Source organism: Streptomyces sp. NPDC031479 (genome assembly GCF_055581065.1).
In genome coordinates this window covers 189,025-210,970 of record NZ_JBVIKC010000004.1, presented here as the reverse complement: position 1 = coordinate 210,970, position 21,946 = coordinate 189,025, and the positions used below count along the sequence as shown (strand labels likewise).

General features: G+C 76.0%; 23 protein-coding genes. 12 read left to right on the top strand and 11 right to left on the bottom strand.

The window, feature by feature from the left end:
- Nucleotides 1–198 precede the first annotated feature (198 nt).
- Complete coding sequence (locus ACZ5D2_RS07360; RefSeq protein WP_371680184.1) at nucleotides 199–786, top strand: peptidoglycan-binding domain-containing protein; 588 nt, start codon at nucleotides 199–201, stop codon at nucleotides 784–786.
- Between the two features lie 37 nt (nucleotides 787–823).
- Here ACZ5D2_RS07360 and ACZ5D2_RS07355 read toward each other — a convergent pair whose 3' ends face one another.
- Nucleotides 824–1,567: an SDR family NAD(P)-dependent oxidoreductase gene (locus tag ACZ5D2_RS07355; protein ID WP_371680186.1), complete on the bottom strand. Its 744-nt coding sequence runs from the start codon at nucleotides 1,565–1,567 to the stop codon at nucleotides 824–826.
- 157 nt (nucleotides 1,568–1,724) lie between these two features.
- Between ACZ5D2_RS07355 and ACZ5D2_RS07350 the strand changes: the two genes are divergently transcribed.
- Nucleotides 1,725–2,801, top strand: a complete 1,077-nt coding sequence (locus ACZ5D2_RS07350; protein WP_371680187.1) for an RNA ligase (ATP) — start codon at nucleotides 1,725–1,727, stop codon at nucleotides 2,799–2,801.
- 215 nt (nucleotides 2,802–3,016) lie between these two features.
- A complete protein-coding gene (locus ACZ5D2_RS07345) occupies nucleotides 3,017–3,934 on the top strand; it encodes an NADP-dependent oxidoreductase (protein WP_468927970.1) in 918 nt (305 codons plus the stop codon).
- A gap of 27 nt (nucleotides 3,935–3,961) precedes the next feature.
- Here the strand turns inward: ACZ5D2_RS07345 and ACZ5D2_RS07340 are convergent, their stop codons facing one another.
- The 3 genes from ACZ5D2_RS07340 to ACZ5D2_RS07330 form a co-directional block, all read right to left on the bottom strand.
- Nucleotides 3,962–6,943 carry a poly(A) polymerase gene (locus ACZ5D2_RS07340; RefSeq protein WP_468927844.1) on the bottom strand — a complete coding sequence of 994 codons (2,982 nt, stop codon included), beginning with the start codon at nucleotides 6,941–6,943 and terminating at the stop codon, nucleotides 3,962–3,964.
- Complete coding sequence (locus ACZ5D2_RS07335) at nucleotides 6,943–8,745, bottom strand: RNA ligase family protein (protein WP_468927841.1); 1,803 nt, start codon at nucleotides 8,743–8,745, stop codon at nucleotides 6,943–6,945. Before ACZ5D2_RS07335 ends, ACZ5D2_RS07340 begins: the two co-directional genes overlap by 1 nt.
- Before the next feature lie 146 nt (nucleotides 8,746–8,891).
- Nucleotides 8,892–9,536: a hypothetical protein gene (locus ACZ5D2_RS07330; RefSeq protein ID WP_371680190.1), complete on the bottom strand. Its 645-nt coding sequence runs from the start codon at nucleotides 9,534–9,536 to the stop codon at nucleotides 8,892–8,894.
- A 367-nt stretch (nucleotides 9,537–9,903) separates the two neighbouring features.
- On the opposite strand from ACZ5D2_RS07330, the gene ACZ5D2_RS07325 reads away from it, so the two are divergent.
- The 6 genes from ACZ5D2_RS07325 (at nucleotide 9,904) to ACZ5D2_RS07300 (ending at nucleotide 15,218) form a co-directional block, all read left to right on the top strand.
- Complete coding sequence (locus tag ACZ5D2_RS07325; protein WP_371680191.1) at nucleotides 9,904–10,911, top strand: NUDIX domain-containing protein; 1,008 nt, start codon at nucleotides 9,904–9,906, stop codon at nucleotides 10,909–10,911.
- A gap of 51 nt (nucleotides 10,912–10,962) precedes the next feature.
- Complete coding sequence (locus ACZ5D2_RS07320; RefSeq protein WP_371680192.1) at nucleotides 10,963–11,481, top strand: SRPBCC family protein; 519 nt, start codon at nucleotides 10,963–10,965, stop codon at nucleotides 11,479–11,481.
- A 184-nt stretch (nucleotides 11,482–11,665) separates the two neighbouring features.
- Nucleotides 11,666–12,400 carry an SDR family oxidoreductase gene (locus ACZ5D2_RS07315; RefSeq protein ID WP_266836741.1) on the top strand — a complete coding sequence of 245 codons (735 nt, stop codon included), beginning with the start codon at nucleotides 11,666–11,668 and terminating at the stop codon, nucleotides 12,398–12,400.
- 117 nt (nucleotides 12,401–12,517) lie between these two features.
- On the top strand, nucleotides 12,518–13,150 hold the full coding sequence (locus ACZ5D2_RS07310; RefSeq protein ID WP_468927835.1) for a hypothetical protein: 633 nt from the start codon (nucleotides 12,518–12,520) through the stop codon (nucleotides 13,148–13,150).
- A gap of 76 nt (nucleotides 13,151–13,226) precedes the next feature.
- Nucleotides 13,227–14,156 carry a TIGR04222 domain-containing membrane protein gene (locus ACZ5D2_RS07305; protein ID WP_468927833.1) on the top strand — a complete coding sequence of 310 codons (930 nt, stop codon included), beginning with the start codon at nucleotides 13,227–13,229 and terminating at the stop codon, nucleotides 14,154–14,156.
- A gap of 144 nt (nucleotides 14,157–14,300) precedes the next feature.
- Nucleotides 14,301–15,218, top strand: a complete 918-nt coding sequence (locus ACZ5D2_RS07300) for a class I SAM-dependent methyltransferase (RefSeq protein WP_371680195.1) — start codon at nucleotides 14,301–14,303, stop codon at nucleotides 15,216–15,218.
- A gap of 88 nt (nucleotides 15,219–15,306) precedes the next feature.
- Here the strand turns inward: ACZ5D2_RS07300 and ACZ5D2_RS07295 are convergent, their stop codons facing one another.
- Both ACZ5D2_RS07295 and ACZ5D2_RS07290 read right to left on the bottom strand, forming a co-directional pair.
- Nucleotides 15,307–16,812 carry a DEAD/DEAH box helicase gene (locus tag ACZ5D2_RS07295; protein WP_371680196.1) on the bottom strand — a complete coding sequence of 502 codons (1,506 nt, stop codon included), beginning with the start codon at nucleotides 16,810–16,812 and terminating at the stop codon, nucleotides 15,307–15,309.
- A gap of 174 nt (nucleotides 16,813–16,986) precedes the next feature.
- Nucleotides 16,987–17,481, bottom strand: a complete 495-nt coding sequence (locus tag ACZ5D2_RS07290) for a MarR family winged helix-turn-helix transcriptional regulator (protein WP_371680197.1) — start codon at nucleotides 17,479–17,481, stop codon at nucleotides 16,987–16,989.
- Between the two features lie 91 nt (nucleotides 17,482–17,572).
- On the opposite strand from ACZ5D2_RS07290, the gene ACZ5D2_RS07285 reads away from it, so the two are divergent.
- Nucleotides 17,573–17,941 carry an HGxxPAAW family protein gene (locus ACZ5D2_RS07285; RefSeq protein WP_371680198.1) on the top strand — a complete coding sequence of 123 codons (369 nt, stop codon included), beginning with the start codon at nucleotides 17,573–17,575 and terminating at the stop codon, nucleotides 17,939–17,941.
- Between the two features lie 116 nt (nucleotides 17,942–18,057).
- The gene (locus tag ACZ5D2_RS07280; protein ID WP_266836731.1) at nucleotides 18,058–18,261 is read left to right on the top strand and encodes a cold-shock protein; all 204 of its coding nucleotides are present in this window, start codon (nucleotides 18,058–18,060) and stop codon (nucleotides 18,259–18,261) included.
- A 42-nt stretch (nucleotides 18,262–18,303) separates the two neighbouring features.
- Here the strand turns inward: ACZ5D2_RS07280 and ACZ5D2_RS07275 are convergent, their stop codons facing one another.
- The 5 genes from ACZ5D2_RS07275 to ACZ5D2_RS07255 form a co-directional block, all read right to left on the bottom strand.
- Nucleotides 18,304–18,921: a TetR/AcrR family transcriptional regulator gene (locus tag ACZ5D2_RS07275; RefSeq protein ID WP_371680200.1), complete on the bottom strand. Its 618-nt coding sequence runs from the start codon at nucleotides 18,919–18,921 to the stop codon at nucleotides 18,304–18,306.
- Complete coding sequence (locus ACZ5D2_RS07270) at nucleotides 18,918–19,271, bottom strand: DUF1304 domain-containing protein (RefSeq protein WP_371680201.1); 354 nt, start codon at nucleotides 19,269–19,271, stop codon at nucleotides 18,918–18,920. Before ACZ5D2_RS07270 ends, ACZ5D2_RS07275 begins: the two co-directional genes overlap by 4 nt.
- A 75-nt stretch (nucleotides 19,272–19,346) precedes the next feature.
- Nucleotides 19,347–19,541 carry a ferredoxin gene (locus ACZ5D2_RS07265; RefSeq protein WP_371680202.1) on the bottom strand — a complete coding sequence of 65 codons (195 nt, stop codon included), beginning with the start codon at nucleotides 19,539–19,541 and terminating at the stop codon, nucleotides 19,347–19,349.
- Between the two features lie 5 nt (nucleotides 19,542–19,546).
- Nucleotides 19,547–20,734, bottom strand: coding sequence for a cytochrome P450 (locus ACZ5D2_RS07260; protein ID WP_371680203.1), 1,188 nt, complete (start codon nucleotides 20,732–20,734; stop codon nucleotides 19,547–19,549).
- Between the two features lie 143 nt (nucleotides 20,735–20,877).
- Nucleotides 20,878–21,216 carry a thioredoxin family protein gene (locus ACZ5D2_RS07255; protein ID WP_371680204.1) on the bottom strand — a complete coding sequence of 113 codons (339 nt, stop codon included), beginning with the start codon at nucleotides 21,214–21,216 and terminating at the stop codon, nucleotides 20,878–20,880.
- A gap of 134 nt (nucleotides 21,217–21,350) precedes the next feature.
- Here ACZ5D2_RS07255 and ACZ5D2_RS07250 point away from each other — a divergent pair, with 134 nt between their 5' ends.
- The gene (locus tag ACZ5D2_RS07250) at nucleotides 21,351–21,620 is read left to right on the top strand and encodes a hypothetical protein (RefSeq protein ID WP_371680205.1); all 270 of its coding nucleotides are present in this window, start codon (nucleotides 21,351–21,353) and stop codon (nucleotides 21,618–21,620) included.
- Nucleotides 21,621–21,946: the final 326 nt, after the last annotated feature.

Genomic DNA, 21,946 nt, shown 5'->3' with positions numbered 1-21,946 from the left:
GCCGTGACGTCCGGTCCGGCATCGTCCGGTCCGGCATCGTCCGGTCCGGTGGCATCCGGTCCGGTCGCGTCCGGTCCGGTGGTGTCGCCCTGGCCTTCGGAGCCGGCCGGTGCGTCGCCCTGGCCGCTGGATCCGCCCGAGGCCCCGGCGGCGGCTGCCGCGGCGCCGTCCGGGCCCCCTGCGCCGGGACCGGCAGGAGTGGACGCCGGCGAACGGAGCGGGCGGCGCCGGAGCCGGCTGCCGTTGGCCGCCCTCGCGCTGCTCGCGTCGGCCGCGGCGGGCGGGCTGCTGTTCCTGCTGCGCGGCCCCGCACCCGAGCCCGCCCCGGGCGCCGCACACCCCGGGCTCGCCCTGCCGGCGCTGCCCGTGGGCAGCCCCGGAGCCGGTGAGTCCGCCGAGCCCGGCGAGGACGCCACCGGTACGGAGTCGCCCGCACCGTCCGGCTCCGCCCGAGGGACCGCCTCCGCGGGGAGCCCTTCGGCCGCGGCCCGGCCGTCCGGGACGCCCACGACGGGACCGTCCGGCCGGGGGCCGAGCGCGCCCGGCGAGAAGCCCCCGGGTCAGCCGTCGGGGACGCTGCGCCCCGGGGACCGCGGCCCGGAGGTGAGCGACCTCCAGGAGCGGCTCTTCGGACAGGGGTTCACGTACGTCTCGCAGACCGGTGTCTACGACGAGGAGACCCGGCGCGGCGTGGCCCAGCTCCAGCGCGACCGCGACATCAAGGGCGATCCGCGCGGGATCTACGGCCCGGCGACCCGGGCGGCCTTCGGGCTGACGGCCCCGTGACGGCTCCCGCGGCGGCTCCGTACGGCGTCGGCGCCCCTCACCGGCCGCCGGAGACGCGCAGGACCGTGCCCGTCGTGTAGGAGGCGTCCGCCGACAGCAGCCAGGCGATGGCCCCGGCGACCTCCTCGGGCTGCCCCGCCCGGCCCAGCGGGATGCCCGCCGCCGCCCGTGCGGGCCGGTCGGGATCGCCCATCGCCGCGTGCATCCCGGTCTCGATGATGCCGGGCGCCACCGCGTTGACCCGGATGCCGTCCGGGCCGAGTTCCTTGGAAAGGCCCACCGTGAGGGCGTCGACGGCCGCCTTGGTGGCCGCGTAGTGCACGTACTCCCCGGGGCTGCCCAGCGTGGCCGCCGCGGAGGAGACGTTCACGATGGCCCCGCCGCCGCTCTCCGCCATGTCCCGGGCGGCCCGCCGGCAGCACAGCAGGTACCCCAGCAGGTTCACCTCCACCACCCGCCTCAGGTCCTCCGTGCGGGCGTCGGCGAGGCGGCTCGGCAGGCCCGTCACGCCGGCGTTGTTGACCAGCCCGGTGACCGCTCCGAGTTCGGCGCCGGCGATGTCGAAGAGCCGCTCCACCGCGCACTCCTCGGAGGTGTCGCCGCGTACGGTCACGCACCGGGCGCCGGTCGCCCGTACGCGCTCCGCGACGTCCTCGGCGGCGGCCCGGTCGTGCGCGTAGCCGAGCACCAGGTCGTGGCCGTCGGCGGCGAGCCGCAGGCAGGCGGCCGCGCCGATGCCCCGGCTGCCGCCCGTGACGACCGTGACGGGACGAGCTGACATCGGGGCCTCCTGGAACCGGTGACGACGGGTGCGCGGCGGGCCTGCGGGCCGGGCCCCCGCGCGGCGCAGGCTAGCACCGCGATATTCGCTGGACCAGCGTAAAAGGCCCACCCGAGAGTGGGCCGGACGTCCTGAACCTCCCGAGAGGAGCCGTACTTTGTCCACCTTGCGCGTCACCGTCGAGGAACTCGCCGTCCACGGACACCCGAACGCCGATGCCCTGGAACTGGCCCAGGTCGGCCTCTACCGGGCCGTCGTGGCGAAGGGCGCCTACCGCACCGGAGACTTCGCCCTCTACATACCCGAACAGGCCGTCCTGCCCGCCGCGTTGATCGAGGAGCTGGGCCTGACCGGACGGCTCGCGGGAAGCTCCCACGACCGGGTCCGGGCGGTCCGGCTGCGCGGCGAGCTCTCGCAGGGCCTGGTCTGCCGGCCCCGCGCGCTGGCCGGGGTGGACCTGGAGTCGGCTGCGAAGGAGGGCACGGACTTCGCCGAACTGCTCGGCATCGTCAAATGGTCGCCACCGGTACCCACGACGATGGACGGAGAGATCGAGTCGGCCCCCGACCTCCTGCCGTGGACGGACATCGAGAACCTCAGGCGCTACCCGGGGATCTTCGAGGAGGGCGAGCCGGTGGTCCTCACGGAGAAGCTCCACGGCACGGCCTGCCTGATGACGTACGTCGCCGACGGGGAGCGGGTCCTGGTCTCCTCGAAGGGGTTCGGCTCCCGCGGGTTCGCCCTCACGGAGGACGACCGCAACCTCTACTGGCGCGCGGTGCGCGGGCACGGCGTGGCCGGGGTCGCCGCCCGGCTGGCCGCGCGGCTGGGCGCCACCCGGGTCGGGGTCTTCGCCGAGGTGTACGGCTCGGGGGTGCAGGACCTGGCCTACGGGGCCCGCGGCGGCGCCTCCGACGAGCCGCCCGGCTACGCCGTCTTCGACGTCTGCGCCGAGATCGACGGCGAGGTGCGCTGGCTGGACCCGGAGCGGGTGCTCGGCGATGGCGAACTGCCGCTGGTGCCACGGCTGTTCGAGGGTCCGTACGTGCTGGAGGAGGTGCTGGAACTGGCGAACGGCCGCGAGACCGTCTCCGGCCGGGGCCTGCACCTGCGCGAGGGCGTCGTGATCCGCCCGGCGGCGGAGCGCTACAGCCCAGTGACCGGGGGGCGCGCCATCGCCAAGGCGGTCAGCCCGGCGTACCTGACGCGCAAGGGCGGCACGGAGTACGAGTGATCCCGTCCGGTGCCCCTGCCGGGGGTGCTCCCGCCGCGCCGCGCCGCGCCGCGCCGTGCCCGCCCCGCCTCCCGGGGCGGGCACGGCCTTTCGTGGTGGGATGGACAAGGGGGCGCTTCCACCAGATCACGGCACCGGATCACGGCACCGGATCACTGCACCGGATCACGGCTCACGGAGAGGGCACGCACATGCCGGAGGACACCCAGGCCACCATGCGGGCGATGACGTACGACACCTACGGCGGGACGGAGGTGCTCTCCGAGACCCGGCAGCCCGTCCCCAAGGTCGGCCCCGGCGAGGTCCTCGTCCGGGTCCGCTGCGCCTCCGTCAACCCCGTGGACTGGAAGATCATGGCGGGAGGCCTCGACGCCCTGATGGACGTCGTCCACCCCGTGGTCCCGGGCTGGGACGTGGCCGGCACGGTCGAACGCGTCGGCATCGACACCCCCGAGTTCGCCGTCGGGGACGAGGTCATCGCCTACGCCCGCAAGGACTACGTGCACGGTGGCACCTTCGCCGAGTACGTCACCGTCCCCGTACGGGCCCTCGCGCCCAAGCCCCTCTCCCTCAGCTGGGAGCAGGCGGCCGGCCTGCCCCTGGCCGGGCTCACCGCCTACCAGTTGCTGACCCGGCTCGGCACGGGCGAGGGCGACACCGTCCTCGTGCACGGTGCGGCCGGCGGCGTCGGATCCCTCGGCGTGCAGATCGCCCGCGCGCTCGGCGCCCGGGTCATCGGCACCGCCTCCCCGCGCAACCACGACCGGCTGCGCTCCCTGGGCTGCGAGCCCGTCGCCTACGGGGACGGCCTGACCGAGCGGGTCCGCGCCCTCGCGCCCGAGGGCGTCAGCGTCGTCGCGGACTTCGTCGGCGGTGTCCTCGACGTCACCCTGGCCGTCCTCGCCGAGGGCGGCCGGCACGCCTCGATCGCCGACCACACGGTCCTCGGCTCGGGCGGCCAGTGGATGTGGGTCCGCCCCGCGGGCGTCGACCTCATGGCCCTGGGGGCCCTGGCCGACGCGGGGCAGCTGACGGTCACGGTCGCCGAGACCTTTCCCCTCGCCGACCTCGCGGCGGCCTTCGCCCGCAGCCAGTCCGGCCACACCGCCGGCAAGATCGTCATCGAGGTCTGACCGCCCGCACGGGCGGGGACGGGCAGATCAGGGGAGGAGACGGCCCCGGACGGGGTGGTGGAGGTCGGGGACCTCGCCGTTCGCGGCCAGGGTGACCGCCACGCCGGGGAGGCCGGCCGACCAGGGGCCGGCGAGTGCCGCGAGGGCCTGGGAGTCCGGCGGCGTGGGGCCCAGGCCGATCGCGTACCGGGCCAGCGTGCCGGTCCGCTCGAACGGACGGGGCCAGGCGTGCGCGTCCGGGACCCCGGTGTCCGCGAGCGCGCCGAGCAGGGCGCGCACCCGCCCCCGGGTGCGGCCCATCCGCTCCTCGAACTCCCGCGGCACGTCGGCCCGTACGTCCACCACCGCCCACGCCGCGTGCCGGCGGTGCAGCGGCGGAGCCGACAGGAGCCGGTCCGGCCCGTCGGGATCCTCCTCCAGCAGCTCCCACGCCCGGTACAGCTCCCGTACGAGCAGGTCCCGCATCCCGGCACCCACCTGCCCCGTGCAGCTGCGGACCGGCGCGGAGGGGGTGAGGACGGTGACCGGGTCCGGCCCGGGGAGGGAAGGGGCGCCGGGGTCCAGGGCCACCGGCCGCGTCCAGTCCCAGGCCGCCCAGGCCCCGAAGAACTCCCGCCGCAGCGCCCCCGCGGGACGCTCCCCGCAGTCCCGTACGGTCCGCGCGGCCAGCACCGACCAGGCGAGCCCCGGCAGCCCCCCGAAGGGCGCCGAGTCCAGGCCGCGGGCCCGTGCCCAGGCCTTCACCTCCCGCGCCAGCCGGGCGAAGGCGGCGTGGTCGGCGCCCACCGACTCCCGTACGGCGTCCGCGTCGCCGAGCGCGCTCAGCGCCACCGCGGCCGCCTCGCCCAGCTCCGCCCCGCGCTCCACGGCCCGCGCCGGCTCCAGCGCGCCCGCGGCGACGACCACCAGGTCCACGTCCAGTCCGGACTCCCGCAGCCGCAGCCCCGGCACCCGGGCGCCGGTCACCTCCCGCAGCCGTTCCGCCTCCGGCAGGGCCGCCGCCACCCGCGCCCGTACCCCCGCGATGTCCGGCGCGCCCGGCAGCACCGCCACCAGGTCCAGGTCGGCACCGGGCAGGGCGCAGCCCATCCGGCGGGAGCCGGCCGTACGCACCAGCCCCTCGGGCAGGGCCGCCGCGATCCGCGCGCCGATCCGCCCGGCGGCTCCGGCCGCCGGATCGGCCCCCGCCGTCGCGGAGGCCCCCGCCGCCGGATCGGCCCCCGCCGTCGCGGAGGCCCCCGCCGTCGCCGAGGCCGCCGGCTCGCCCGCCTCGCCCCGCTCGGTCGTTCCCGCGGGGGAGGCCGGCGCCGCCTCCGGGACCCACCGGACCTCGCCCGTCCCGAGGGCCACCGTCGCCCGTACCCGCATGGGCCCGTCCCCGCGCCGCGACAGGACGGCCAGCGAGCCCACCCGCGCCGGGGCACCCCCGCCGAGCCGGGCCGCCCACTCCCGCTCGGCCCGCCGCGGATCCCCGCTCCGGCCCAGCGTCAGGTGCGGGGTCCAGCCGCCCGCGCGGCCCGCACAGTCCGGGAACCGGTCCACCAGGGTCCGGCGCAGCTCCTGCCAGGGGGCGTCACCGCCCGTGCCCGCCGCCGGGTCCAGCCACAGCGTGGCCTCCTCCCGGTGCCCGAAGGAGTGCACCCCCTCCAGCCGGGCCGTGAACGGCCGCCGGCCGGCCGCGACCCCGGCCAGCAGCGCCAGGGCCTCCTCGAAGGAGGACTCCGGCACGAAGCCGAACAGCAGGTTCACGTGCGCGGGCCAGCGCCCGGCCGCCGGGTCGTGGGCCCGGCGCAGCTCCTCGACCGCCGGGTCGTGCGGCGGCAGCCACGCCACCGCCGTCCGCGCCGTCACCGGTACGCCGCTCAGCGCGGCTCCCGCGTCCGCGGCTCCGTACTCCACCGTGGCCTCCACCCCGAAGTGGTCGGAGGTGAACAGCCCCTCCGGCCCCGGCGCATCGCCCCGCAGCGCGGCCGCCCGCACCCGGAGGCGGCCGGACGGCCGCAGCAGGATCCGGTCCAGCCGGCCCGCCCGGCCCGACAGCGATGCCAGGGCGGCCAGCGGGTTCACCCCCGGGTCGAAGGTCGGGGTGTCGTCCGCCGGGCCGTGCACCTCGGTCCAGGCGTCCCGCATCCCCAGCGCGGCGGCGGGCCCCTGGTCCCCCGTACGGCCGTCGTTGAAGTCGCCGAGCAGCGCGAAGCCCAAGCCGCCGTCGACGACGGCCAGCCCCTCGGCGAGCCGGGCCAGTTCGGCCTCCCGCCGGCCGGCCCCGTTCTCGGAGTGATCGCTGCTCAGGTGCGTCGCCGCGACGACCAGCGGGCCGCCCTCCGTGTCCACGGTGACGGCGGTGACCGCCTTGTGCCGGCCCAGTCGGTGCGCGCCCGCCTCCCGTACCGGCAGCCGGCTCAGCAGCAGCAGCCCGTTCTCGGCCACGTCCGTGCTGGCCGGATCGGTGCCCAGCCAGTACCCCTCACGCACCCACGGCTCGGCCAACAGCAGGGCGAGCAGCGCCGGTTCGACCTCCTGGAGCGCAATCACGTCGGCGTCGGCGGCCGCCAGAGCGGCCAGCAGCCGCGGCCTGCGCCGCGCGGTGGCGATGTGCGGGGCGTCGTACCGGTCCCACAGGACGTTCCAGGTCAGCAGCCGCACCCGCGCCGGGGGACCCACGGCGGGTCCGGAGGCCGCCGGCCGCCAGCCGCCGCCGTCCGCCGGATCCCACGCGTGCGGGGTCCGGGCGGCGAAGAACGGGGTCGTCAGCACGCGGACGTCGCCCACCCGCCCGGCCCGCGTCTCGTCGATCCGGTCCACCCCGGTGGCCCGGTCCCACACCAGTTCGTCGTCGGCCTCGACGAACAGCACCCGGTGCCAGGGGATGTCCCCGCCCGGCACGAAGGAGGGCAGCGGCACGCGCTTGGGGGCCGCGCCGCGCTGGAGGAGGCCGAGGGTGAACCGCGCCGGGTCGAAGCGGGGGTCCCAGCGGACCTGGTGGTACAGCTGCTCACTGGTGCGCATCAGACGCCCTCCCCTTCACCGCGCGCGGGTCCCGGCCCGCCCGCGGTGTCCTCGACCGTGCCGCCCGCGCCCACGTACCAGGTGCGGTGCGCCTCCCCGGGGTACGGAGGGGCGAACCGGCGCAGCTGCGCCGCCAGTACCGCTCCGGGCACGGGATGGGGGCGCACGGAGTTGCGCCTTACCAGCTCGGGCTCCCCGACCAGGACCACGACCTGGGTGACCAGCGCGTCGCGGCGCCGTGCGACCGCACCGGCGAGGCTTCGCTGCCGTTCCGTCAGGGAGGTGGCGTCCCACACCACGGTGCCGCCCGCGGCCAGCGCCCGGTCCAGCCGCTCCAGCCCCTCGCGCAGCACCTCCGGGTTGGCCCGCTGGTCGGCGCGCGCACCGCGGGCGGAGCGCAGGTCGTCCAGGCTCACGTACGCGTCGGCTCCCGGTAGGCTCCGGGCGAACGTGCTCTTCCCGCTGCCCGAGGGGCCGCACAGCTGCACGAGCCGGGGGAAGGACCCGGCGTCGCGCCAGCGCCAGGTCGCCGCCACCGCCTCCTCGGGGGTCGACAGCGCGCCCCGCCCGTAGGCCTCGCGGGCCTCGGCCCAGCAGCGGTCGGCGGCGTCCCCGTCCAGGCCGGCGAGAGCCCGCCGCAGTCCCGTCCGCAGGCCGCGCAGCGGGTCCGGGGCGAGCAGCCCCGCCTCCTCGGCACAGAGCGCGGACCACTCGACGCACTCCCGCGCTCCGGGGTCGTCCTCGCCGCCCGGCAGCGCCGCCGCCAGCGCGTGCAGCACCCCGAGGTCGGCCGCAGCCGCCAGCCGGACCAGCCCGGCCCGCCGTTCCTCGTCCGGGAACGGCCGCCGCAGGGCCGGGTACAGCCCGACCAGGTCCGCCACCCGCCGCGCGGCCGCCATCCCGAGCGGCCCGGCCGCGAGCCGCGCGCCGAGGGCGGCCCGTGGTTCGCGGTGCAGCGCGGCGGCCAGGACCCCGGCCAGCCGGGCGTCCCCGGTGCGGCCGGCGCCGTCGAGCCGGGCGGCGACCTCGGCGACGGCGCGTGTGGCATCCGCCTCGGCGACGGCGCGTCCGGGACCGGCCCCGGCGCCGTGGTTCTCCGCGGCCGGTGCCGGGCCGGGTCCGACCGCGGCCAGCAGCCCGGCCACGTCCGGCTCGGAGCCCGAACGGACCGCCCACAGCGGGGCGTTCGCGCCGAGCCCGTTCGGGACGACGGGTGCGTACATCCAGTGGGTGTCGGTCCGCACGTGGCCGCCGCGGACCCACTTGGCCACGCAGCGGCCGAAGTCCTCGTGCCGGAACCCCGCCGTGGTGCGGACGACGTAGCCCTCCTGGCGGGTGGTGTCGATCCGCAGCCGCCGCAGCGCGCGCTCGTCATAGACGCCCCGCCAGAGCACGCGCGGCGTGGGAACGCCGAGCCGCCGCAGGAAGCGCACGGTCCGGTCCCAGCCGAGGCAGTGGTCGCCGTCCCACACGGAGAACCCGTAGAACCAGCTGTCGAGTTCCTCGTAGGCGAGCGAATGGCGGGCGTAGAGGTTCTCCCCGCACACCCGCCGGCCCTCCGGTATGCCGGAGCCGATCCGGCCCTGGAGGCCCTTGACCCAGGCGCGGGACGGGTGGTGTCCCGAATCGAGGGAGCGGGCGTGCAGGCCGTCCCGGTAGAGGGTGGTGTTCTCCCCGTCGAGCTTCTCGGTGACGACCACCTCCCGCCCGGCCAGCGCCGACGGCCCGCTCACGCGCACGTCGTCCGGCGTGGCGCCCGGGGACCACGGCAGATGCGCCGTACGGGGGTAGTGCGTGCGCATGATCGGGCTCCTGGCGGGTGACGGGGCGTCCGGTCACTCTAGGTATCCGGAGCAGGAGCATCCACCCCATTTGCCGGCGCTACCGGGACCCGGCCCGGACGGCGGACCGGGCGGGGCCCGACGCACCGTCGGTGACGCCCCCGGCATCAGTGACACAGGGCGACGATGGACGGGTCGACCCTCCCGCGGGCCGCCGCGCACAGGGGTGCCATGTCGAACGTCCGCCCCGGCGCCGGCCGGGGCGCGGCCGGCGCGGGCCGTCGCGCGGCCGGCGCGGGCCGACGGGCGTGCGGCTCGGGGGCGGCGGGAGCGGCGGCGGGCCCGCGGTGCTTCGGGCGGGCGGGGGAGTCCCGGCGCGGACGGGCGGGCTCCGGAGCGGGCGCCGCTCCCGGCCCGTCGGCCCCGGGCCCGGCTTCCGCCCCCGCCGCCCCCGCCGCGCCCGCCGCCGGACCCGCCGCGCCCGCCGCCGGACCCGGCTCCGCGTCCGCTCCGGCCCCGCCCGGACCGGGATCCGCCGTGGTGGGCGGAGCCTCCGGGAGCGGACCCAGCGGCAGTTCCCGTACCGGGGCCCGGCGTGCCGGAGCCGGTGCGGTACGGGCGGCCTCGGCGATCCGGGCTGCCCCCGCGGGATCCGGGGGCCGTACGGTCACGCACCCGGCGGTCAGCGCCAGCACGGCGAGCAGCAGGGGTACGGCCAGGGGCGCGGACAGCGGAACGGCCCGCGGCGGGAACGGCGGGAACGGGGGGACGGGCGGGTCGGGGAGGCCCGGCAGGGCCCGGCGCGAACGCATCCGCCCACCCTGCCGCACCGCAGCCCCGCCGGGCGCGCTCCTTCACACGGACGGGTGAGCCCAGCCCCGGCCCCGCCCCGGAGAGCCGCGCGGCCGGCCACCGCGCTCCGGGGGCCGCCCGGCGCTCTCCGTACGCGGTGCGCGTCGTACGGCTGTCGTGCCTTCCCGGCCGGTTACGTGGTCGGGCCAGCGGGTTTCACCCCGACGGCCCGCACGGCGCACAGTAGCAAGATCGACATAACCCGGTAATAAAGAGGTATAGGGAGGGTAAAGCGGATCCGCCCGCTCCTGGGGTCGCCGCCGTAACCCGGGGGCCGCGCCCGCTGTTGCACACGCGGCGGGTCCACCCACGGTGAACGGAGTTCCCATGCCCCAGCTGACCGACGACCCCGAGCGCGCGGGCACCTGGATGACCCCGGAGGATTACGGGGCCTCGCGCGCCGCCCTCTGGACCGGAGCCGTCGTCCTCGTCACCGACCCCGACGGGCGGATCCTCGTCCAGAGCGTCGACTACCGCTCCGACCGGCTCCTGCCCGGCGGCGCGGTGGACGCCGGCGAGTCGCCCGCGGCGGCCGCCGCCCGCGAGGTGCGCGAGGAGCTCGGCGTCGACGGCCACTACCCGCGCGGGCTCGCCGTCGACTGGATCCCCGCCGACACCCCCGGCTTCCCGCCCGAGATGCGCTTCCCCGGCGAGATCCTGCACGTCTACGACGGCGGCACCTGGACCCCGGACCGGATCCGCTCCGTCCGGCTGCCCGACCGGGAGATCACCGGCATCGACTTCGCCGAGCCCGCCGACCTGCCCGCCCTGATGGACCCGGGCGACGCCCGCCGCGCCCTGTCCGCGCTGCGGGCCCGGATCAACGGCTCCGGGCCCGCCCTGCTGGAGGACGGCCGCCCCACCAACCCCACGGACCTCGACCGGCTCGGCGTCCTGCGCACCCGCCGCACCCCGCAGCACGGCACCTGGCACCCCGGCCCGCTCCCCGCGCACCTGCCCGTACGGGAACGCTCCGGCTGGCTGTTCGCCCCCGACGGACGGGTGCTCCTGCTCATCGCCCGCGCCACCGGCGCCGCGCACCTGCCGGGCCCGGCGGCGGAACCCACCGCCGGGGCGCTCGCGCTCGGCCACCGGTACGCCGACGGGGGTGCCTCGGCCCGGACGGCGGCCCGGCTCACGGCCCTCGCCCCGGCCGCGGACCCGGCGTACGCCCGGCTGCTGGCCACCCCGGAACAGGTCCGGGAGCTCAGCGACTGGGGCCCGGCCGGCCGGGAGGAGCTCGCGTCGGTGCACGCGGCCCGCGCCCGCCTCGCCCTCCCGGCCCCGCCCCGGACCCCGCCCGTGGAGCTGCCCGAACAGGGTCTGCGCTGGTGACGCCCCCTTCAAATCCCGCGCGGGCGGCGGCCGGTCCCGCAGCATGGGGCCATGGACGACAGCGTGATCGACTACACCCTCTACATCCAGGCCGATCCGGCCAGGGTCTGGCAGGCCCTGACCGACCCGGCCCTCACCCGCCGGTACTGGGGCCCGAGCTTCGAGACGGACTGGGCGGTGGGCTCGCCCATGGACTGGGTCGAGCGCGGCGCCCGCACCAGCGACCCGGCCCAGGTGGTCCTGGAGTGCGTCCCGGACCGCAGGCTCTCCTACACCTGGCACACCTTCAGCACCCAGTGGGCCGCCTCCGCCGGCATCGGCGAGGAGCTGCGCGCCGAGCTGGCGGCCGAGCCGCGCACGACGGTGACGTACGAGATCGAGCCGGTCGGTGACACCCTCGCCCGCCTGACGGTCCGCCACGAGGGGTTCACCCCGGGCGGCACCCTCATCGGCATGTGCGCGCGGGCCTGGCCGATGCTCGTCTCCAGCCTGAAGACGCTGCTGGAGACCGGTGCCCCGCTGCCCGAACCGGGGCACGCGGCGGGCCGGTACGAGTCGTACGGGCACTGACCCCCGGGACGCCGGGCCCCACCGCGGCGGCGCGCCGCGGTGGGAGAGGAGGATCCCGTCCACGCGCACGCGCTCGCGCTCGCGGGGGCCGGCCGCCCCCGATCCGGCTGTCCCCACCGGACCGCGACCGCCCCGGACGGGGACTGCGATCATGGAAATTCGACCCTTGATCGGAGTGCTGACCATGGCATTTGAACACCACCGTGTCGTCATCACCGCGGCAGGACGGGACTTCGGGCGGACCCTGGCCCTGCGCTTCGCCGCGCGGGGCGCCGAGGTCCACCTCTCCGCCCGTACCCCCGAAGCCGCGGCGCGGGTCCGCGAGGAGATCCTCGCCCAGGGCCACGACGCCGACCGCGTGCACGCGTACGCCTGCGACCTGACGGATCCGGCGTCCGTACGGGGCTTCGCGGCCGCGGTCGCCGCCCGCGCGGGCCACGTGGACGTCCTGGTCAACAACGGATCCCGCTACCAGCACGGCACGGACCTGCTGTCCGCCTCCGACGAGGACGTGGTGGAGACCCTCGCCTCCGGAGCCACCGGGACGGTCCTGGCGACGAAGGCCTTCCTCCCGCTGCTCCTGAAGTCGGACGTGCCGGACATCGTGACCATGGTCTCCGGCTGCGGGGAGCGGGGGAACCACCGCTCGGACGCCCACGACTCCTTCTACGCGGCCAAGAGCGCCCAGGCCGGGTTCACCGAGACCCTCTCCCGCCGGCTCCGTGACCAGGGCGTCCGGGTGATCTCCCTCTACCCGCCGGACTTCGACAACCACGATCCGCTGTCGGAGGCCTGGGAGGGCGCCCCGCGCACGGCGAAGGACCCGCTGACCGCCCAGTCGCTGGTGGACTGCGTCTTCTTCGCCGTCGGACAGCCCCGCGACTGCTTCATCAAGGCGTTCTACTTCGAGCAGGTCTGAGCCGGCCCGCCGCCCGCTCCGCGCCGGGGGCCCCGGAGCCAAGGGGTTCCGGGGCCCCCGGCGCGGAGGGTACCCCTGGGCGCCCCCCGTTCACGCCGGTCGTGTGGAATGGGAGGCATGGGGATACGCGATCACCAGACGAGCCGGCCGCCGGGAGGCGGTCCGGCGTACCCGGCCGCAGCGCCCGCGGGCACCGGGGCGGCCCTCGGTCGTCCCACGGCGGATCCGGGGGAGGCGCCGCACGAGGCGTCCCGGGACGCGGCCGTCCCCGGGCGGTGGCGCTACACCCGGCACCTCGACCGGCTGGCCGCCGTCGCCGCCGTGGCGGGAGGGCTCCGGGCGGGAGGACCGCGGGAGGCGGAGGCGGAGGCGGAGGCGGAGGCGGTCGCGGCCGTCCTGCGCGACCCCGACCCCGTGATGGCCGAGAGCGCGGTGGTCACCCACCTCGACCGCCGCGCGCCGAGGCTGCTGCCCGGCACGGAGTTCCCCGAGTGGGCCCGTGCCCTGTACCCCGTCCTCGACGGCCATGCCTTCCCGGCGCGCAGGCTGCGCGAGTGGACCCTGCTCAAGGCGATCGAGGCGGGCACCGGCTGGAACCCCGTCGAACTCGCCGCGGCATCCGACTGGTGCCAGCACACGGCTGCCCGCTCCCTCGCCTCCCGCGAGGCCCTGACCCTCCTCGCCGCTTCCGCACGCACCCGTCGCGTGCGCAACACGGCGGCCCAGCGCTTGCGCAGAAGCGCGGCATAGGGTCCGTACGGGGTGTTGCCGCACCCCGTACCCGGCCCCACACTCACCCTCAGGCAGCTGGCACCGGGGGGTACAGATGTGGTGGTTCGTCCTTTTCGTCCCATCTGTTCTGTTGCTGGGGGCGGCCTGCGCCCGGCGGATCCGGGCCTTCCGCCGGATGGCCTCCCCACCGGTCCGCGTACCCCGGAGTACCGGGGAACCCCTGACGCTCTACGAGGTGGCCCACCTGCGCGGCGGCCGGGGGGCCGTCGCCGAGACCGCGATGGCGGTGCTCCACGCCAACGGCCGGCTCCCGGTGGTCGGCACCTACGAGGTCTCCCTCACGGCCAGGAAGTCCCGCGAGGAGGTGGAGGCCGCGGTCCTCGCGGCGCGCGACGGCCGGACCGCGCGCGACGCCCGGGCGGTCCGCGCGTCGGTCACCGCCTCGCCCGCCGTCGGCCGCGTCGTGGCCCGGCTGGTCGCGCAGGGCCTGGCCGTGGACACCGCGTACGGCGAGCGGGTCCGGCGGGCCGAGGTCCTCGAAGCGGTCGCGGCCGTGGTGGCGGGCGGCGCGGCCGCCGGTGCCACCGTCTGGGCCGCCCTCGCCGGGGACGGTCCGCCGTGGCCGCTCGGCGCCTTCGCGGTGGCACTCGGAGTCTGGGCGGTGCTGCGCGTGCGGCGTCCCTCCCCGTCCGCCCTGGGCCACGGCACGCGGACGGGCCGCGCCCTGTACCGGGCGACCCTGGAGGACGACGCCTGGGAGCCGCGCCCGGCCCGGTCCGTCCAGCTGCCCTCCAGGATCCGGGGGACCGCCGGGGCCGTCGCCCGGCAGGGCCTGGCCGCCACCGGGCGCCTGCCCGAGCTGGCCGCGGCACTGGCGGGCCCGCCCCCGCCCCTGCCGCCGGTCCGGCTCCCCGGGCCGTCCGGGGAGGCCTCCGGCCGCACGGTCTCGGACCCGCCGGCCCTCGGGGGCGTGGGCTGCGGTGGCGGCTGCGCGGGGTGCGGAGGATGCGGGGGAGGTCTGTGAGGTCCGCCCGGATCCACGGCCGGGGAGAGCGGAAGGCGTAGTACCGAAAAGCTCGCCATCCGCCGTTCGGGGGTTTATCTTCGGCATACCTGGCCGGGTGTAACAGCGTTGAACCGATGCCATTCCGCTGGAGGATGACTCTCCGTGCAGCACGTTTCACAGGCTCCCGTCACCACCCCCGACGCCGAGCCCGCGCCGCCCGAGCCCCGCGCGTTCAGCCAGGTCAAAGGCTGGTTCTCGGCCTATGACCAGGTGCTCTTCGACTGGTTCCTGAAGCGCCAGAACGCCACCCCCGAAGCGTCGGGCGACATCCTCGAACTGGGGGCGTTCCTGGGCAAGAGCGCGATCTTCCTCGCCGGATACCTGCGGGAGGGCGAGGAGTTCACGGTCTGCGACCTCTTCGACTCGCCCGCGCCCGACGACTCCAACCTGGCGGAGATGCGGGACTCCTACCCCACCCTCACGCGCCGCGGGTTCGAGACGAACTACCTGGCCTTCCACCCGTCCCTGCCGACCGTCATCCAGGCCCCGACCTCGGTGGTCGCGGACCGGGTGCGCCCCGGCAGCTGCCGTTTCGTCCACGTCGACGCCTCCCACCTCCACGAACACGTGGTCCAGGACATCGCCTCCTCGCGCCTGGTCGCCACCCCCGACGCCGTCGTCGTCTTCGACGACTACCGCGCCGCCCACTGCCCCGGCGTCGCCGCCGCGGTCTGGGGGGCGGTGGCCGGCGAGGGACTGCGCGTGATCGCGGTCTCCGCCTCGAAGCTCTACGCGACCTGGGGCGACCCCGTGCCCCACCAGTCGGCGCTGCTGGCCTGGCTGGAGGGCCGCACGGACCTGTGGCACGGCGTGGACGTGGTGGCCGGGCACCCGCTGGTGCGCATAGGCGACGAGGGAGTGGCGGCGCCGCCCGCGCCGAAGCCGCTGCGCCCGCCGGCCGAGCCCGTCGCGGCCCCGGCCGCCGCCGTGAAGCCGGTCCGCTGGCGCCGGCTGGCCAAGGACCTGCTCCCGCCGCTGCTCACCCGCGCCATCGTGGCCCGGCGGCGGCGCCGGGGCTGACAGCCGGACGTACGGCGCCGTTCCCCGCTTCCAGCGGGTCAGGCGCCGTACTCGGGGCGCCGGGCCCGTGCCGGCCAGGGCCGCCGCGTCAGGGTGTCAGGCCCTTGCGGACCCGGGCCGCGCGGCGGGCCTCGGCCGCCTGGCGCGCCTCGATGGTCTTGCGGGACTCCTTGCCCTTGCCGGGCCGGCCCGGGCGGGTGCCGATCCCGCGGAACCCGAGGTCCGTGCCGCTCGGCCGGCCCTTGGCGTCGGTCGGCGCGGACCCGGCCAGCGGGACGCCGGAGGGAGCCTTCGCCCCGGTGATCCGGCTCAGCGCCGCCTCGCCGGACCGGACCTGGGTGATGGTGGGCCGGATCTTGGCGTCGGCCATCAGCCGCGTGATGTCACGCCGCTGGTTGGGCGTGATCAGGGTGACCACCTTGCCGGACTCGCCGGCCCGCGCGGTCCGGCCGCCGCGGTGCAGGTAGTCCTTGCTGTCGGCCGGGGGGTCCACGTTGACCACGAGGTCGAGGTCGTCGATGTGGATGCCGCGGGCGGCCACGTTGGTGGCGACCAGGACCGTGACCAGGCCGTCCTTGAACTGCCCCAGGGTCCGGGTGCGCTGGGGCTGGGACTTGCCGCTGTGCAGCCCCTCCGCCCGTACGCCCATGGCCCGCAGGTGCTTCACGAACTGGTCGACGCCGTGCTTGGTGTCCAGGAACATCAGCACCCGGCCCTCGCGCGCGGCGATCTCGGTCGCCGCCGAGACCTTGTCCGCCGCGTGGATGTGCAGCACGTGGTGGTCCATCGTGCCGACCGAGGCCGACTGCGGGTCCACCGAGTGCGAAACCGGATCCTTGAGGTAGCGGCGCACCAGCTGGTCGACGTTGCGGTCCAGGGTGGCGGAGAACAGCATCCGCTGCCCGGCGTGGTGGACCTGGTCCAGGATCTCGGTGACCTGGGGCATGAACCCCATGTCGCACATCTGGTCGGCCTCGTCCAGCACCGTGATCCGCACCCGCTCCAGGTGCACGTCACGCCGTCCGACCAGGTCGCTCAGCCGCCCGGGGGTCGCGACGACGACTTCCACGCCGGTGCGCAGCGCGCCCGACTGGCGGCCGATCGAGAGCCCGCCGACGACGGTGGCCATGCGCAGCTTCAGGGCCCGCGCGTACGGGTCCAGCGCCTCGGTGACCTGCTGCGCCAGCTCGCGCGTCGGTACGAGGACCAGGGCGAGCGGGCGCTTCGGGTCCGCCTGCTGTCCCGCCGTACGGGCCAGCAGGGCCAGGCCGAAGGCGAGGGTCTTGCCGGAGCCGGTACGGCCGCGGCCGAGGATGTCACGGCCCGTGAGGGAGTTGGGCAGGGTCGCCGCCTGGATCGGGAACGGCTCGCGCACCTCCTGCTCCACCAGGGTCGTCACCAGCTCAGGGGGGAGGCCCAGTTCGTCGAACGAGGCCACCGGGGGCAGTGCCGGGGTGCCCGTGCGGGGCATGGCGAACTCGCCCTGCGGACCGAGGGTCCGGGGCGTCTTGCCGCCGTGCTTGGCTCCCGGCTTGGAGCCTGCCTTCGCTCCGGCCTTGATGCCGAAACGCCCATGAGCTGACGGGTTCTTCATGCAGAACCTTCCGTGAAGAGAGCGGGAGGGGACGGGCGCGGAGGGCGGACGGGACCGTGAACGGCGACGAGCCGGGCCCGTACCCCTCGGTACGGCCCCGGCTCGTCGTACGTGTCCGCATCGGGCCAAAGCGCCCCGCGCCTGAAGTTTCCCGCCCATTTTACCAGTCGGGACCTACGGAGCCGCGGGGCCGGGTGCATCGCCGCAGACCTCGGCGTGATGGGCCCGCATCTGCTGCGCCGCCCGGTCGAACCAGTCGGCGATGACGGCGATCTCATCCGGGGTGTACTCGGCGAACACCGTGCCGAGCCGCGCGTAGAAGGGTTCGTACACGGCGACGACCCGCGCGGTCGCCGCCGGATCGGCCACCACCCGTACGCGGCGCCGGTCGGCCGGGTCCGGGCGGCGGTGCGCGTAGCCGGCGCGCTCCAGGCGGTTGAGCACCCCGGTGACGGCGCCGGTGGTCAGGTTGGTCAGTTCGGCCAGGTCGCCGGCGGAGAGCGGGGTGTCGGCGGCTCCCAGGATGTGGCCCAGGCAGGTCAGATCGGTGACGTTCAGGCCGAGCCGCTGCGCCATCTCCTGCTGCCCGATGAGCCCGAGGGCCACGAACCGGTCCATGCGTGCGAGGGCCTCCCCGGCCGTGACCGGGGGGCGGGTCTTGCCGTGCACCCACACACTCCTTAGTATCTAAGTTACTTAGCTCGTGAGATAAAAGATCCTGCTCCGAGCCTACTGCCGTCCGTCCCTCCGAGGAGAATCCATGAGCGCACACGGACACGTCGACCTGGGCCACACGGTGGCCGGCTGGACCGGCACCGCCCTGGCCCTGCTGGGCACCGCCGGGGCCGGAGCCGCGCTCTGCGCCGGCTGGGCTCCCGGCGTCTGGGCGGGTCTCGGTCTGGTCCTGGTGGCGGCGCTGGTCACCTGGCTCCTCCATCTGGCCGGCTGGGGCAAGCCCAGCGGGCCCCGCCCGGAGGCCGAGTGGGACTGGCGCGTCCGGGACACCGCCGCCCGTACGGGGCACGCGGACTGCCTGGGCTGCCGGGCCGGCGGGCCGCGACGGGCCGCCGCGACGGCCCTCGCCCCCCGGTCCGCGGCGTCGTCGCCCGCCGCGGACCGCAGCGCGTGAACATCCGGGTCCACCCCCCGGTCGGCCGCGCTCGGAGTGTGGCCGGCGTGACGGGTGGGCAGTATCGAGACGGCCGCACGTGCGGCCCGAGTGGAACGTTGAGAAGGATCAGCCAGATGGCAACAGGCATCGTGAAGTGGTTCAACTCGGAGAAGGGGTTCGGCTTCATCCAGCAGGACGACGGCGGCCCCGACGTGTTCGTGCACTTCTCCGCCATCCAGACGACCGGCTTCAAGGAGCTGGCCGAGGGCGCGAAGGTCGAGTACGACGTCACCCAGGGCCCCAAGGGCCCCCAGGCCGAACGGGTGGTCACGCTCTGACACCGCTTCGCGAGCCCAGCCCGTGAAGGGAGCCCCCGCCGGTCATCCGGCGGGGGCTCCCGCGCGGTGGAGGGCCAGCAGCAGGGCCCAGATCCGGTCCGCGAGGGCGCCGGGGGACGCGGGGCCGGCCGCCGTCCGCTCGGGGTCCGCCGGGATCAGGCCGTGCAGCCAGTCCGCGAGGACGCCGGTGAAGGCGGCCGCCACCGCCGAGGCCACCAGGTCCGGGTTGGGCGCGCCGACCGCGACCCGCTCGGCGCGGGCCCGGGCGCGCAGCTCCCGGTGCAGGCGCTCGCCGAGCGGGCCGCCGCCGCCCGGCAGGAGCAGCGTGCGGTACAGGGCCGCGTGGCCCTCGGCGGCGGACAGGAACCCGGCGAGGGCGGCCGGGGGCCGGGCCGGGGGCGGCGCCGCCCGATCGGTCTGCCAGGCGTGCAGGGCGTCCACCGCCGCGTGCACGACGTCGGCGCAGGCGTCGACGGCCAGCGCGGGGAGGTCCTCGTAGTGCAGGTAGAACGTCGCCCGGCCGACCCCCGCCCGGCGGACCACCGCCGAGACGCTGACCTCGGCGAGCTCCCGCCCGGCGCCGCACTCGGCGAGCAGGGCCTCGCGCAGCCGCGCCTTGGTCCGGGCGGTGCGCGGGTCCCCGGCGCGCGGGCCGCTCACGCGGCGAGCAGCGCGGCGCCCAGGGCGAGCGCGCCGGGCAGGGCCTGGGCCACGAGGATCCGGCGGTTGGCGGTGGCGGCCCCGTACACCCCCGCGACGATCACGCAGATCAGGAAGAAGACCTGCGTGTCGAGGGCGTCGGTGACCAGCCCCCACACCAGGCCGGCGGCCAGGAAGCCGTTGTAGAGGCCCTGGTTGGCGGCGAGCGTCGCGGTGAGCCGCGCCGTGTCCGCGTCGAAGCCGGACAGGGCGCGCCCCGGTGGCCGCTGCCACAGGAACATCTCCAGGACCAGGAAGTAGGCGTGGAGCGCGGCGACGACGCCGATGAGGACCTGAGCGACCGTGTGCACGGCCCCTCCCTCCGTCTCGGGAACCGATTTCCTGGACGACTGTACAGGAAATCGCCGCCGCGCCCGGCCGGTACCTCAGTCCTCTCCCACGGTGATCGCCGAGACGGGGCAGGCCCGCGCGGCCTCCCGCACGAGGGCGCTGCCGTGTCCGTCCTCCCGTCCCGGCAGCACCTCGCCGAGCCCGTCGTCGTCCTGGGTGAACACCTGGGGCGCGGTCAGCGCGCACTGGCCGGCGCCGATGCAGCGGTCCTGGTCGACGGAGATCCGCACGCCGCTCACCAGGCCACGGGGAGTTCGACCATGCCCTGGATGGTGTCCCCCGGCTTGAACGGGATCCGGTCCGGTTCGGCCGCCAGCCGCAGGCCCGGCAGGCGCCGGAACAGGGTTCCCAGCGCGATCTCCATCTCCGCGCGGGCCAGGTTCTGGCCGAGGCACTGGTGGATGCCGAAGCCGAAGGCCAGGTGGTGCCGGGCCGGCCGGTGCCAGTCGAGGGCGTCCGGTTCGGGGAACACCGCGTCGTCGCGGTTGATGACGGAGGTGGAGAAGACCACCCCGTCGTCCGGCCGGATGGTGACCCCGCCGATCCGGATCTCCTCGGTGGCGACCCGCAGCATGCCGTCGGCGATGGACAGGAAGCGCATCAGCTCCTCCACCGCCTCCGACATCAGCGAGGGGTCGGCCCGCAGCTCGGCCAGCTGCTCCGGGTGGCGCAGCAGGGTGAAGGTGCCCAGCGAGATCATGTTCGCGGTGGTCTCGTGGCCCGCGATCAGCAGGATCGTGGCCAGGGAGACCAGTTCCTCGATGTCGGTCTCGCCGGTCTCCAGGCGGTCGGTGACGAGTTCGTCCAGCAGTCCGTCGCCCGGATCGGTGCGCTTGCGCCGGATCAGGGCCTCCAGGTAGGTGTCGAGCTCGTGGCGGGCGTCCTCGACGTCGGCGGGCTCGGGGCCGCGCAGCAGCCTGCGCGACTGGGCCTCGAAGAACTCGTGGTCCTCGTAGGGGACGCCGAGGAGCGCGCAGATCACCATGGAGGGCACCGGCAGGGCGAAGGCGCCGACCAGCTCGGCGCGCGGCCCGGCCGCCACCATCGCGTCGATCAGCCGGTCCACGGTCTCCTGGATCCTGGGCCGCAGGGCCGCCGTGCGCTTGACCGAGAAGCTGGGGATCAGCATCCGTCGCTGCGTGTTGTGCTCCGGATCGTCCACCCCGAGCAGGGCGACGCGCCGGTTCTGCAGCCCCTTGAACCGCCGGGTGGGGGCTGGGAAGGACTCCTTGGTGCGGTCCGTGGACAGGCGCGGATCGGAGAGCAGGGCGCGCGCCTGCGCGTGGCCGGTGACCACCCATACGGAGCGGCCGTCGAAGAGGGTGACCCGGGAGAGGGGGCGCGCCTCCCGGAGGGGCTCGTAGGCGGCCGGCGGGTGGTAGGGACAGGTTCGGTCCTGGGGGAAGGCAACGGCATCGGACATGGAAAGCAACACCTCGCAAGCGATGGTTCCGTCTCGCCGGATTCCATTACATGCCTGAGGCACCTATCTCACCTATGCCACTTTCGGCCAGTCTGACCGGGTTCACCCGGGCGCGCGTCCCCGGCCCCACCGGGGCGGTCGGCTCAGAGGTGGGTGTCGAGGAACGTCCGGAACTCGTCCCCCGTCAGCGGGCCGGCGTGGGTCGCCACCGCTTCCCCGGACCGCAGCAGGACGACGGTGGGCGCCCCGGTCACCCCGTGGCGGAGCACCGCCCCCGGGCAGCGGGTGATGTCGGCGCGGACGGCGGTCAGGCGGCTCCCGTACTCCTGCGCCAGTTCCGCGAGGAGTCCGTCCATCACCCGGCAGGCCTCCACGGCCTTCGGCCAGGTGCCGGTGAAGCAGACGAGGACCGGGCCCCCGGTCATGCCGACGATGAAGTCGAACTCCTCGTCCTCCAGTGGCCGGTGTACCCGACGGGCCATGGGTGTGCTCCTTGGTCGCTTGTCTGCCGTGACCGTCAGCCTAGGTGGTCCCGACAAGGCGCGCGGACGCCGGAGCCCGGCCGGACGGGGCCGCTCCGGGCGGGATTGTCAGTGCCGCCTGTGAAGCTGGCCCCATGGACGACAGGATGCTGCGGCGCCGGGTCTACGGCGGCGACCACGACGACCCCGACCCGGGCCCGCGACCGGGCCACAGCTACGGCGAACTCGTCGGCGGCCCCCTCGACGGGCTGCTCCTCGACGTCACCGGCTGGAGCGTGCGCCGACTGGGCGAGGAGGCCCGGCTGCCCACCGAGATAGGGCGTTACGGGCCGGGCGGGCGGGCCCACTACCGCCGCCGGCCCGGCGACGCGGACCACTGGGACTGGTCCGGCGACAGCCGGTAGGGCGCGGGGGCGCGCGGACGGACCCCCGATCCGCCGACGTGTGACCGGGGGCCCTGCACGTCTCTTCCGCCACGGCCCACCGATCGGATGCGCCGGAAGCGGACGGATCGGAGACCACACCCGCGCGACCTCACCGCGGCGGCTCCGCGCACCGTCCGTACAGCAGCACCCGTTGCCCGCCGTCAAGCCCCGTGAGATCATCAAATTTCAACGGTCCGTCTCCTTTCGTCCGCGCATCGCAACGCGGGCGAAAGAGTGCGGGCCGTTGCCATGTCCACGGTTTCGGGCAATCCACCAGGATCTGTGGACGTCGTGGACGGGGAGGG